Origin of the sequence: uncultured Roseibium sp., assembly GCF_963675095.2 — a bacterium.
Lineage (GTDB): Bacteria > Pseudomonadota > Alphaproteobacteria > Rhizobiales > Stappiaceae > Roseibium.
In genome coordinates, this window is sequence record NZ_CAXXSJ010000010.1 from 68,070 (window position 1) to 77,499 (window position 9,430).

Sequence of the window (9,430 nt, forward strand, 5' to 3'; positions counted from 1 at the left end):
CCGGGACGCCGCCTTCTCCCGCCTTCCTCCGGTACGAACCCCATCGGCCCGCTTCATGCTTCATTATCTGACGCACAGGATTGCCACAGCGCTGTTCACGGTCTGGATCACTACCATAGCCGTCGCGATGCTGATCCATATCGTGCCGGGCGATCCGGTGCAGATCATGTATGCCCAGTCCCAGGGCACGACGCCGGAACAGCTGGAGGAAATCCGCACCCGGCTCGGGTTGAACGAGCCGGTCTGGGTCCAGTACGGCATGTTCATGGGGCGGATCCTGCAGGGCGACTTCGGTCAGACGATCCGTGGCAAGCAACCGGTGCTGGATCTGCTCATGGGGCGATTGCCGAATACGCTCCTGCTGGCGAGCGTCAGCCTGGTCATCGCGGCCTTTGTCGGCATCATTTTCGGTTTCTTTGCGGCCTATAAACGCGGCACAGCCGTCGACACCGGGCTCATGATCAGCGCGCTGATCGGCGTGTCCATGCCGCATTTCTGGCTGGGTCTGATCCTGCTGTTCGTTTTCGCGGTCAATCTGGCCTGGCTGCCGGTCGCCGGCGAGGACTGGCGCTCGCTTGTGCTGCCGGCGATCACGCTGGGCGTCGCCAATGCGGGCATCATCGCCCGTCTGACCCGGTCCTCCATGATCGACATTCTCAATCAGGATTTCGTCCGAACCGCGCGAGCCAAGGGGCTGCACAAGGGGACGATCCTCTATCGCCACGTTTTGCTGGCGGGGCTCATTCCCGTCGTGACCATGCTCGGCCTTCAGTTCACCTACATGCTGGGCGGGGCGATCGTGGTGGAGAATGTGTTCGCCTGGAATGGCATCGGCCGGCTGGCGATCCAGGCGATCTTCCAGCGCGACTATCCGCTGATCCAGGGGTTCATTCTGATCTTCGCGTGTCTCGTGGTCACCGTGTCCCTGGTGATGGATCTTCTTTACGCCGTTCTTGATCCCAGAGTGAGGCTGAGCTGATGGCCATGCAATCCCTGTCAGACGCCGGCGGCGCGCCTTCCGAGATGGCTTTGAAGCTGGGCCAGTTCTTCCGGAACAAGGGCGCCGTCATTGGTCTGGTGATCGTTCTGGTGCTTGTCTTCGTCGCAATTTTCGCACCGCTGATCGCGCCCTTCGATCCCCAGATGATGGGGGCCGGACGCCGGCTGCAGCCGCCGTCGTTCGGCCACCCCTTCGGCACCGATGAATTCGGTCGGGACCTGTTTTCGCGGGTGGTCTACGGTTCCCGGCTCACGCTGATGATCGCCGGCATTGCGGTCGGCATCGCGCTCGCCATCGGCCTGACGATCGGGCTGGTCGGGGGCTATGCGGGCGGCTGGACCGAGCGCGTCGTGATGCGCCTGGTGGACGTGGTCTTTTCCTTTACCGAGACCCTGATCGCTCTGGCCGCGGTTGCGGTCCTCGGTCCGTCGCTGAAGAACGCGATGATCGCGGTCGGGATTGCGACGATGCCGTTTTATGCGCGCATCTGCTACTCCACCGTGATCGTGGAGAAGAACAAGCCCTATTTCGAGGCGACGGTTGCCGCAGGTGCCGGGCATGTGCGCATCCTGTTTCTGCATCTCCTGCCCAATATCCTGCCGACCATGGTGGTGGTGGCCACCCTTGGCGTTTCCACCGCGATCCTGGCGGCAGCCGGGCTCAGCTTCCTGGGGCTCGGCGCGCAGCCGCCGTCGCCGGAATGGGGCTGGATGCTGTCGGCGGGACGGGATTACTTCACGCGGGCCCCCTGGATGATGATCGTGCCCGGTGTCTCGATCGCGATCACGGTTTTGGGCTTCAATCTTCTGGGGGACGGCGTTCGCGAAATCCTCGATCCCCGCCAGACGACGAGGCGCTGATCCATGAGCAATGCGATCCTCACCGTCGATAACCTGACCATCGGCTTCGGCCGCAGCGCGGAACAGTCTCCGGCGGTCAAAGGCCTGTCCTATTTTCTGAAAGCCAACGAGACGCTGGCGATCGTCGGGGAGTCCGGTTCCGGCAAGAGCGTCTCCAGCATGGCGCTGCTCGGCCTTCTGCCGAAGGGCACGAGCCGGATCCTGAGTGGAACGGCGGAGTTTGACGGCCGCGACCTGCTGCAACTTGGCGAGGAAGATCAGCGGGAAATTCGCGGCAAGCGCATCTCGATGATCTTCCAGGAACCGATGACGTCGCTCAATCCGGTGCTGACCATCGGGCGGCAGATGACGGAAGTGGTTCTGGCCCATGACCCCAAGTATCCGGGCGTGGAAAAGAGCGCAGTGACCATGCTCGATCGCGTTGGCCTTCCGGACCCCTCGGGTATGATGAAGCGCTATCCGCACCAGCTTTCCGGCGGGCAGCGGCAGCGTGTGATGATCGCAATGGCGCTGATCAACCCGGCCGGAGATCCTGATCGCGGACGAACCGACGACGGCCCTCGACGTGACCGTCCAGGCGCAGATCCTGGAACTGATGCGCGAACTCAAGGACCAGTTCGGCACGAGCATGCTGCTCGATTACCCACGACCATGGCGTCGTGGCGGGAAACCGCCGACCGGGTGATCGTGATGAAGCAGGGCGAGAAGGTGGAGGAGCGGGACGTTGGGCCGCTGTTTGCTTCGCCCGAGCATCCCTATACGCGCAAGCTCCTCGCGGCGGTCCCGAAGATCGGGTCTTCCGACGTGGCCTGCAAAGGGCGCGGTTTCATCTGTCGGCCATGTCGCTCCGGTAGAGGAAGCCGCGCAACCTGATGAAGACGTTTCACAGCAAAGGCCCACGAGACGAAGGCGCTGGACGATGTCAGCTTCGCCATTCCGCCCGGCGAGACGCTTGCGCTGGTCCGGCGAATCCGGGTCCGGCAAGTCGACCGCCGCCCGCGCGATCCTGCGCCTGCTGGAAGTGGATTCCGGCGAGGTGCTGATCCGACGGCGGCGATATCCGTGAATATCGCGCGCAGCTTTTTGCGCAAGGCGCGCAGGCACATGCAGATGATTTTCCAGGACCCTTACGGGGCGCTCGACCCGCGCATGCGCGTCGACCGGCTGGTGGCCGAACCCATGCGTATCCACAAGATCGCCAAGGGCAGGGAGCTTCAGGACAGGACCGAAGCCCTGTTCCTTCAGGTCGGTCTGACGGCGGACCAGATGCGCCGTTATCCGCATGAGTTTTCCGGCGGGCAGCGTCAGCGGCTCTGCATCGCGCGGGCGCTGGGGCGTGGAACCAAAGCTGATCGTCGCCGATGAGCCGACGTCGGCGCTCGATGTTTCGATCCAGGCCCAGGTGATCGAACTGATGCTCGACCTGCAGCAGCGCCTCGGGCTGTCCTACCTGTTCATCAGCCACGATCTCGCGGTGGTCGAACAGGTGAGCCATTCGATCGCGGTCATGCTGCATGGCCGGATCGTGGAGGTCGGCCCGAGGGACGCAGTCCTGAAGACACCGGCCCATGCCTACACAAGGGAACTTCTGAACGCCATTCCGATCCCGGACCCGGTGCGCACGCGCGGCAAGCTGGAAGTCAGCGACCGCTCATCCTTTTCCAGGGGGCCGCTTGAGCCTGTCTCCGAGTATCACCTGGCGGCGTCATGACCATCGGAATTGCACTTTCCGGGCCGAACGCGGGCCTCTGCCTTTTCAAGGCGCTCGCGGCGGTCGAAAGGATTAGCCGCGGCTCCATCGGCGGGTTCGTCAGCTTCGCCGTGATCACCGCCGACGGGCAATTGCTGCGCGCCCAGACCCAGGACGGCGGTACAACCACCCTGTTTGGAGGCGAGGACCCTCCGGCTGAGATATGCCCAAGCGCCCCTGGCGGTGCTGATGTCGAGCGGACCCAACCGGCCGGAACCCCTGTCGCAGTTCACGCCTGGTGACGCCGACATCGGCCTCGTCACCGGGCATCGGCTGCCGAATGTTGCCATATGCGGAAATCCGCCGCCGAACGTCATGGTGCTGGACGCCCTGAAGCGCGGCGATCCGGTCCGTGTCGCCGTCTCACAGGCGCTTGCGGCCAACCGTCAGGCGGACGCGGGGCTGATCGCCCTGACCCGCAAGGGCGAAATAGCCATGGGCGATACCGACTTCGTTTGCAGGCGAAAGGATCGCGGCAGCCTGTCCTTTTTCCAGTGAGGACGGACGCTTCAAAGGTGCCGTCATCCACAATTCCATCTTTCCGGTGCGGGGGATTGCCGAGCTTGTGGCAGGCGTCGCCCTGGACATTTACGAAGCGCCGGACCGCTGCGACCGGATGCTCCCGCCTCGACCGGTCGGTTCGGCTCGTTCCGTCGGATGGCGAACAGGTGCATATCGATGACCAGGGCAAGGTCCTGTCCGTGGACATTGCCCGGGAACGGATCGAGGGCGGGACGCTGGAAGGGGCGCTTTTTCTCTAATCAGGCGCCCGGTGTAACCTGAACGATAAACTGGTCGGCCATGTGAGCGGCCAAGAGCCCTATACGATCGTCGAGGACAACCGCGCGCTGTCTTTTTCCGGACGACCGGAAACGGAAATTGCTCTGAAGATGCAGTACGGCTAGGCCGGGGGGCAAAGGCGCTGTGCGTTCGATCCGGCGTCGGTCTGCTCGACGCCGGATCCATTCGTTTCAGATTTTAGTGGGCGATCATCACGTGGCGGACGACCGTGTAGTCCTCCAGGGCATAGTGCGACATGTCCTTGCCGTAGCCGGATTGCTTCAATCCGCCGTGCGGCATTTCGTTAACCAGCATGAGTGGGTGTTGACCCAGGTGCAGCCGTAGCGCAGGCGCGCGGACGTTGCCATGGCGCGGGACAACGTCCTTGGTCCAGACGGAGGGACCGCCAGGCCGTAGTCGCTGTCGTTCGCCCAGTTGACGGCCTCATCGACGTCGCTGAACCGGTCACGGAAACGACCAGGACCGAAGACTTCCTTGCGGACGATTTCATCGGACTGAAGCGCACCGGCAATCACGGTCGGCTGGATAGAAGAAGCCGTTGCCGTTATGGACCTTGCCGCCAGTGACCGCTTCCATGTGGGGTTGCTCCAGCGCGCGTTCGACGAAGCCCGCGACCCTGTCCCGCTGACGCATGGAAATCAGCGGGCCGATTTCGTTCTGCTCGTCGTCCGCCTGCGCATAGGCGATCTGGAGACCTCCGAGAGAGGTCGGCGACGAACTTGTCGTAGATCTTGGCGTCCGCATAGATCCGGCACGCGGCCGTGCAGTCCTGGCCGGAATTGTAATAGCTGAAGGCGCGCAGACCGCCGACGACGGCTTCCAGGTCCGCGTCGTCAAAGACGATGACCGGCGCCTTGCCGCCCAGTTCCAGGTGGGTGCGCTTTACCGTCTGCGAGGCGGCCTGCATGATCTTCTTGCCCGTGCCCACGTCTCGGTGATTGAGATCATGTTGACCTTGGGGTGATTGATCAGCGCGTTGCCGACGGTGGCACCACGACCGAGCACGATGTTGACGACGCCCTCGGGCAGGACGTCGGCGAGGATCTTTGCCATCTTCAGCGCCGTCAGCGGCGTCTGTTCGGACGGCTTGAAGATGACCGTGTTGCCGCCGGCGATCGCCGGGGCCAGTTTCCAGGCCATCATCATCAGGGGATAGTTCCACGGCGCGATGGAGGCGACGATCCCGACCGGGTCGCGGCGGATCATGGAGGTGTGCCCTGCCATGTATTCGCCCGCGGCACTTGCCGGAACGCATCGGGCGGCACCGGCGAAGAAGCGGTAGCAATCGACGATCGCCGGCATTTCATCGTTTTTGACGGCGTTGATCGGCTTGCCGCAGTTGATGGCTTCAAGCGCCGCGAGCCGTCTGCCTCCGCCTCGATCCGGTCCGCGATCTTCAGAAGGTAACCGGAGCGTTCGGCCGGGGTCGTCTTCGACCAGGTCGCGAAGGCCTTTTCAGCTGCAGCCACGGCCCGCTCCACCTGATCCAGAGAGGCCTCGGCCAGGCTCAGGACCGTTTCACCGGTGCGCGGATTGTAGATGGTTTCCTCGGTTTCCGTTCCGGCTTCCAAAAGCCGAACCGATCAGCATTTGCGTGTCCATCATCGAACTTCCTTGTTGAATGCGCGCCGTGACCGGCCGCGGAGATTGAAAACGGTTGTCTTTATTCCGGGTGTCTATCGGCCGTTAGCTGAGCGGCGCAAGCAGCCGGAGCATCAGGACGCCGCCCAGGATCATGGCAATGCCGATAAAGCCCCACAGGTTTGAGCGATTGCTCGAACCAGAAGACGCCGATCAGGGTCACGGCGACGATGCCCCAGACCCGCCCACACGGCATAAGCCACACCCAGCGGGATTACCCGAAACGCAGGCCCAGAAAGTAGAACGAGACCGCATATCCGCACACGGTCAGGGTGGCTTGCCGGCCAATGGGTCATGCCATTGGAGGCCTTCAGTGCGGACGTGGCCACCACTTCGGCAAGGATCGCCAGGATCAGGAACAACCAGGGCATGGTCGGAAGTACCTCCTGCCGAATTGGGAAAAGGGCGGTCCGGCGTTTTTGCCGGACCGCATTCTTAGGCCTACCAGCCGCCTTCGGCGCGACGGTTGTAGGTTTCACCGCCCAGATCAAACACCAGAAGTTTCTTTCGGTGAATGTATCCAGAACCACTGACTCAGCTCCCGGCCGACGCCCGACTGCCCGGCGCCGCCGAACGGGGCCAGCTGGTCCAGTAGTTGTAGGTTTCGTTGATGTTCACCGACCCGTGCGGCAGGGCTTCACCGACCCTCCAGGCGGTCGCCAGGTCCTTCGTCCACAGAGACGCGATCAGGCCGAGGCCGGAGATGTGGGCGATGTCGATGGCTTCCTGCACGTCGGAGAACTTGTAGATCGGTGCGACCGGGCCGAAGGTTTCCTCGCGCATGATGTCCATGTCGGTGGTGACGCCAGTGAGGATCGTCGCCGGGTAGTACAGGCCGTCTTCGGGGCCGAACTGCTCGATCTTCGCGCCCTTGGCGACGGCGTCGTCGACGTGGGCCTTCACCCGGGCGAGCGTGTCCTTGTTGCACAGCGGGCCCATCTCGGTGTCTTCGTCCGCCGGGTTGCCGATCTTCAGAGCGGCGGCCTTGGCGCGAAGCTTTTCCAGGAATTCGTCATAGACTTTCTCGTGCACGAGCACGCGCTCGGCGGAGGTGCAGACCTGACCGGATAGTAGAAGCAGCCGTTCATCGCGCCCATCGACGGCCGCGTCGACATCGGCGTCATCCATGATGATGAAGGGGCCGTCTCCACCCAGCTCCAGAAGATGGGGGACGCAGGGCGCATTTTTCGGCGATCTTGCGGCCGGTCGCTGTCGAGCCGGTGAAGAAGGACGCCGTCGACATTCTTGGAATCGACCAGCGCCGCGCCGACATCGCCCTTGCCCTGAACGATGTTGATGACCCCGTCCGGGACGCCGGCGTCCTTGAAGATCTCACCAAGCATGGCGCAGGAAACGGCGGCGTATCGGAGGGCTTCCAGATGACCGTGTTGCCGGCCGCCGCGATGTGGGCGAGGGCGATGAAGAAATGTCGGTCGGGAAGTTATAGGGCGTGATGGCTGCGACGACACCGAGCGGGCCGGTGGCTCATGACCAGAGCGCTTGTTGCGCGTGCGCTCCTGGGTGGAGGGAAAGCTCAGGCCGCGGTGGCGCAGGATTTCCTCGGCCGACTTCGCCCAGGACGGAGCGGAATATTCGAACTACTTCCTCGCGCGCGTCGTTGATGGTCTTGCCGATCTCGGCGGTGATCATCCGGGCGATCGGTTCGGCGCGCTCCAGGAAGATCTGGTGCACGCGGCGCATGATCTGAGCACGCTCGATGGTGGAAAGCGCTGCCCATGCCGGCTGCGCCTTGCGGGCGGAGGCGATGGCTGCTTCGACGTCGTCCGGGCCGGCGTAGCCGACCTCATGCAGCAGTTCGCCATTGTGCGGATTGCGGACTTCGAATTTGCCCGCGGAACCGTCCTTCCAGGTTCCGTCGATGAACGCGGCCTTGAGCACGTCCGAATTTACGCTGGTATGCTTGTTCATTATGAAACCTCCGGTTTTTTTGGCCCTTTACCGGGCCTTTGTATTGTCCCGCAGCAGAACCACGGAAACGAGAATGAGGATGGCCGAGGCGGCGACGATCAGCGCGCCGACGGCGTTGATTTCCGGTGTCAGGCCGCGTCTCAGCGTCGACCAGATGTACATCGGCAGAGTGTTGTCCCGTCGGTCAGGAAGAAGGTGACGGGGATTTCATCGAAGCTGAGTGTGAAGCTGAGAAGGCCCGCGCCGATCACCGCTGAACGGATATTCGGCAAGGTCACCAGCAGAAAGGTCTGCAGGCCGCTCGCGCCCGAGGTCCGAGGACGCTTCCGCATAGCTTTTCGGAACGCGCTGGAGACGGGCGTAGACCTGGGTGACGACAACGGCGAGAAGGGCGGTGGCATGACCCAGGATCACGGTCTGCAGGCTCAGATTGAAACCGAACAGCCGGAACATGGTCAGCATGGAAATGCCCGTAACGATGCCCGGCAGGGAGATCGGCAGCAGGATGAGTTTTCGGAAGACGCCCTTGCCGGGGAAGTCGAACCGGTCGAGGGCAATGGCCGCCGGCAACGCCGATCACCAGGGTCAGAGCCGTGGCGCAGGCGGCGACATAGAGCGAGTTCCATGTCGCGGTGTGATCAGCTGTTCGTTCTGCGACAGCTTCACATACCAGTCCAGCGTGAAGCCGGTCATCGGCCAGCTGAGAGAGCGGGAATCGTTGAAACTGTAGGCAACGAGCACGGCGATCGGGATATAGAGAAAAGCCAGAATGCCGGCGATGCCCGAGACCCCAGGCGGCATTCTCCAGACGTAGCCTCGCCTGGTTGGAGGTCTTGGTGTAGCCGATCATGACAGGCGCCCCGCTCCAAGACGTTCAAAACCGGTCCGAGGCTGAAATGATGCCGAGCACGATTATCAGCATCACCAGCGCCAGGCAGATCCCAGCGGCCAGTTCAAAGCCGCGCCGAATTGCGATGCGATCACGTTGGCGATCATGATCCCGTCGGGGCCGCCCACCAGGAAGGGGGCGATGAAGTCGCCGAACGCCAGGCAGAAAGTCATGGTGAAGCCCGCGACCACGCGGTCATCGACAGGGGGGAACGTCACTTTCCAGAAGGTGGCGAAGCGGCCTTCGCCGAGATCGGCGGATGCCTCTTTCAGCGACACGGGGATCTTCTCCAGCGCTGCGTAGATCGGCATCACCATGAAGGGGATGAAGACGTAGGTGAGCGTGAGCACCATCGCGGCCTGATTATAGAGGAAGATCGACGACGGCTCGCTGATCAGGCCGGTGGAGATCAGGAACGAGTTGAGGATGCCTTGCGTTCCAAGGATCGTCTTCCAGGTGTAGGCGCGCAGCAGATAGCTGACCCAGAGCGGGGCGACGACCGCCATGTAGAGTGCGGCGCGCGCCGAGGCGTTCTTCACCTTGAACACAAGGAAATAGGC

20 protein-coding genes and 2 pseudogenes are annotated in these 9,430 nt (G+C 62.9%); 10 read left to right on the top strand and 12 right to left on the bottom strand.

Going from position 1 to position 9,430, the window contains the following annotated elements:
* The first annotated feature begins 55 nt into the window (after positions 1-55).
* From ABIN98_RS04400 to ABIN98_RS04440, 9 genes are all read left to right on the top strand, one after another.
* Positions 56-979, top strand: a complete 924-nt coding sequence (locus ABIN98_RS04400; RefSeq protein WP_346907745.1) for an ABC transporter permease — start codon at positions 56-58, stop codon at positions 977-979.
* Positions 979-1,860: a nickel transporter permease gene (gene nikC, locus ABIN98_RS04405; protein WP_346907747.1), complete on the top strand. Its 882-nt coding sequence runs from the start codon at positions 979-981 to the stop codon at positions 1,858-1,860. Before ABIN98_RS04400 ends, nikC begins: the two co-directional genes overlap by 1 nt.
* 3 nt (positions 1,861-1,863) lie before the next feature.
* The gene (locus tag ABIN98_RS04410; RefSeq protein ID WP_346907749.1) at positions 1,864-2,733 is read left to right on the top strand and encodes an ABC transporter ATP-binding protein; all 870 of its coding nucleotides are present in this window, start codon (positions 1,864-1,866) and stop codon (positions 2,731-2,733) included.
* A gap of 46 nt (positions 2,734-2,779) precedes the next feature.
* Positions 2,780-2,926, top strand: a complete 147-nt coding sequence (locus ABIN98_RS04415) for an ATP-binding cassette domain-containing protein (protein WP_346907751.1) — start codon at positions 2,780-2,782, stop codon at positions 2,924-2,926.
* Positions 2,923-3,225 carry an ATP-binding cassette domain-containing protein gene (locus ABIN98_RS04420; RefSeq protein WP_346907753.1) on the top strand — a complete coding sequence of 101 codons (303 nt, stop codon included), beginning with the start codon at positions 2,923-2,925 and terminating at the stop codon, positions 3,223-3,225. Before ABIN98_RS04415 ends, ABIN98_RS04420 begins: the two co-directional genes overlap by 4 nt.
* Positions 3,197-3,571 carry an ABC transporter ATP-binding protein gene (locus ABIN98_RS04425; protein WP_346907755.1) on the top strand — a complete coding sequence of 125 codons (375 nt, stop codon included), beginning with the start codon at positions 3,197-3,199 and terminating at the stop codon, positions 3,569-3,571. The genes ABIN98_RS04420 and ABIN98_RS04425 overlap by 29 nt, the downstream gene beginning before the upstream one ends.
* The gene (locus tag ABIN98_RS04430; RefSeq protein WP_346907757.1) at positions 3,568-3,852 is read left to right on the top strand and encodes a DUF6963 family protein; all 285 of its coding nucleotides are present in this window, start codon (positions 3,568-3,570) and stop codon (positions 3,850-3,852) included. Before ABIN98_RS04425 ends, ABIN98_RS04430 begins: the two co-directional genes overlap by 4 nt.
* A complete protein-coding gene (locus ABIN98_RS04435; RefSeq protein ID WP_346907759.1) occupies positions 3,800-4,108 on the top strand; it encodes a DUF6963 family protein in 309 nt (102 codons plus the stop codon). Before ABIN98_RS04430 ends, ABIN98_RS04435 begins: the two co-directional genes overlap by 53 nt.
* Positions 4,109-4,173: 65 nt before the next feature.
* Complete coding sequence (locus tag ABIN98_RS04440) at positions 4,174-4,371, top strand: hypothetical protein (RefSeq protein ID WP_346907761.1); 198 nt, start codon at positions 4,174-4,176, stop codon at positions 4,369-4,371.
* 217 nt (positions 4,372-4,588) lie between these two features.
* Here the strand turns inward: ABIN98_RS04440 and ABIN98_RS04445 are convergent, their stop codons facing one another.
* The 7 genes and pseudogenes from ABIN98_RS04445 to ABIN98_RS04475 form a co-directional block, all read right to left on the bottom strand.
* Positions 4,589-4,705, bottom strand: coding sequence for an aldehyde dehydrogenase family protein (locus tag ABIN98_RS04445; protein ID WP_394701426.1), 117 nt, complete (start codon positions 4,703-4,705; stop codon positions 4,589-4,591).
* A complete protein-coding gene (locus ABIN98_RS04450) occupies positions 4,672-4,926 on the bottom strand; it encodes an aldehyde dehydrogenase family protein (RefSeq protein ID WP_394701427.1) in 255 nt (84 codons plus the stop codon). The genes ABIN98_RS04445 and ABIN98_RS04450 overlap by 34 nt, the downstream gene beginning before the upstream one ends.
* Positions 4,898-5,155 (bottom strand): aldehyde dehydrogenase family protein, encoded by a 258-nt coding sequence (locus ABIN98_RS04455; protein ID WP_394701428.1) that lies wholly within the window; start codon positions 5,153-5,155, stop codon positions 4,898-4,900. Before ABIN98_RS04455 ends, ABIN98_RS04450 begins: the two co-directional genes overlap by 29 nt.
* 10 nt (positions 5,156-5,165) lie before the next feature.
* Positions 5,166-5,318 (bottom strand): annotated as a pseudogene (locus tag ABIN98_RS04460) (aldehyde dehydrogenase family protein); the annotation flags it as partial.
* A pseudogene (locus ABIN98_RS04465) lies at positions 5,294-5,982 on the bottom strand (aldehyde dehydrogenase family protein). The pseudogenes ABIN98_RS04465 and ABIN98_RS04460, both read right to left, overlap by 25 nt.
* Before the next feature lie 162 nt (positions 5,983-6,144).
* Positions 6,145-6,423 carry an SMR family transporter gene (locus tag ABIN98_RS04470; protein ID WP_346907776.1) on the bottom strand — a complete coding sequence of 93 codons (279 nt, stop codon included), beginning with the start codon at positions 6,421-6,423 and terminating at the stop codon, positions 6,145-6,147.
* A gap of 600 nt (positions 6,424-7,023) precedes the next feature.
* Positions 7,024-7,383, bottom strand: a complete 360-nt coding sequence (locus ABIN98_RS04475) for an aldehyde dehydrogenase family protein (RefSeq protein ID WP_394701430.1) — start codon at positions 7,381-7,383, stop codon at positions 7,024-7,026.
* On the opposite strand from ABIN98_RS04475, the gene ABIN98_RS04480 reads away from it, so the two are divergent.
* The gene (locus tag ABIN98_RS04480; protein WP_346907763.1) at positions 7,273-7,506 is read left to right on the top strand and encodes a hypothetical protein; all 234 of its coding nucleotides are present in this window, start codon (positions 7,273-7,275) and stop codon (positions 7,504-7,506) included. The two genes, ABIN98_RS04475 and ABIN98_RS04480, sit on opposite strands and share 111 nt — an antisense overlap.
* Before the next feature lie 31 nt (positions 7,507-7,537).
* On the opposite strand, the gene ABIN98_RS04485 is transcribed toward ABIN98_RS04480, so the two are convergent.
* From ABIN98_RS04485 to ABIN98_RS04505, 5 genes are all read right to left on the bottom strand, one after another.
* Positions 7,538-7,981 carry an aldehyde dehydrogenase family protein gene (locus tag ABIN98_RS04485; RefSeq protein ID WP_346907765.1) on the bottom strand — a complete coding sequence of 148 codons (444 nt, stop codon included), beginning with the start codon at positions 7,979-7,981 and terminating at the stop codon, positions 7,538-7,540.
* Between the two features lie 27 nt (positions 7,982-8,008).
* Positions 8,009-8,143, bottom strand: coding sequence for a hypothetical protein (locus ABIN98_RS04490; RefSeq protein WP_346907767.1), 135 nt, complete (start codon positions 8,141-8,143; stop codon positions 8,009-8,011).
* A gap of 45 nt (positions 8,144-8,188) precedes the next feature.
* Entirely contained in the window at positions 8,189-8,551 is a 363-nt protein-coding gene (locus ABIN98_RS04495; protein ID WP_346907769.1) for a hypothetical protein, read from the bottom strand.
* A 15-nt stretch (positions 8,552-8,566) separates the two neighbouring features.
* Positions 8,567-8,782, bottom strand: coding sequence for a hypothetical protein (locus ABIN98_RS04500; RefSeq protein ID WP_346907771.1), 216 nt, complete (start codon positions 8,780-8,782; stop codon positions 8,567-8,569).
* 120 nt (positions 8,783-8,902) lie between these two features.
* The coding region (locus tag ABIN98_RS04505) for an ABC transporter permease (protein WP_346907773.1) at positions 8,903-9,430 on the bottom strand (528 nt) is incomplete at its 5' end.

Coding starts and splice junctions, on each gene's coding strand:
- ABIN98_RS04400 (WP_346907745.1), top strand. CDS start 56: ATGCTTCATTATCTGACGCACAGGATTGCCACAGCGCTGTTCACGGTC.
- nikC (WP_346907747.1), top strand. CDS start 979: ATGGCCATGCAATCCCTGTCAGACGCCGGCGGCGCGCCTTCCGAGATG.
- ABIN98_RS04410 (WP_346907749.1), top strand. CDS start 1,864: ATGAGCAATGCGATCCTCACCGTCGATAACCTGACCATCGGCTTCGGC.
- ABIN98_RS04415 (WP_346907751.1), top strand. CDS start 2,780: ATGTCAGCTTCGCCATTCCGCCCGGCGAGACGCTTGCGCTGGTCCGGC.
- ABIN98_RS04430 (WP_346907757.1), top strand. CDS start 3,568: ATGACCATCGGAATTGCACTTTCCGGGCCGAACGCGGGCCTCTGCCTT.
- ABIN98_RS04435 (WP_346907759.1), top strand. CDS start 3,800: ATGTCGAGCGGACCCAACCGGCCGGAACCCCTGTCGCAGTTCACGCCT.
- ABIN98_RS04445 (WP_394701426.1), bottom strand. CDS start 4,705: ATGCTGGTTAACGAAATGCCGCACGGCGGATTGAAGCAATCCGGCTAC.
- ABIN98_RS04455 (WP_394701428.1), bottom strand. CDS start 5,155: ATGCGGACGCCAAGATCTACGACAAGTTCGTCGCCGACCTCTCTCGGA.
- ABIN98_RS04470 (WP_346907776.1), bottom strand. CDS start 6,423: ATGCCCTGGTTGTTCCTGATCCTGGCGATCCTTGCCGAAGTGGTGGCC.
- ABIN98_RS04485 (WP_346907765.1), bottom strand. CDS start 7,981: ATGAACAAGCATACCAGCGTAAATTCGGACGTGCTCAAGGCCGCGTTC.
- ABIN98_RS04490 (WP_346907767.1), bottom strand. CDS start 8,143: ATGTACATCTGGTCGACGCTGAGACGCGGCCTGACACCGGAAATCAAC.
- ABIN98_RS04500 (WP_346907771.1), bottom strand. CDS start 8,782: ATGCCGCCTGGGGTCTCGGGCATCGCCGGCATTCTGGCTTTTCTCTAT.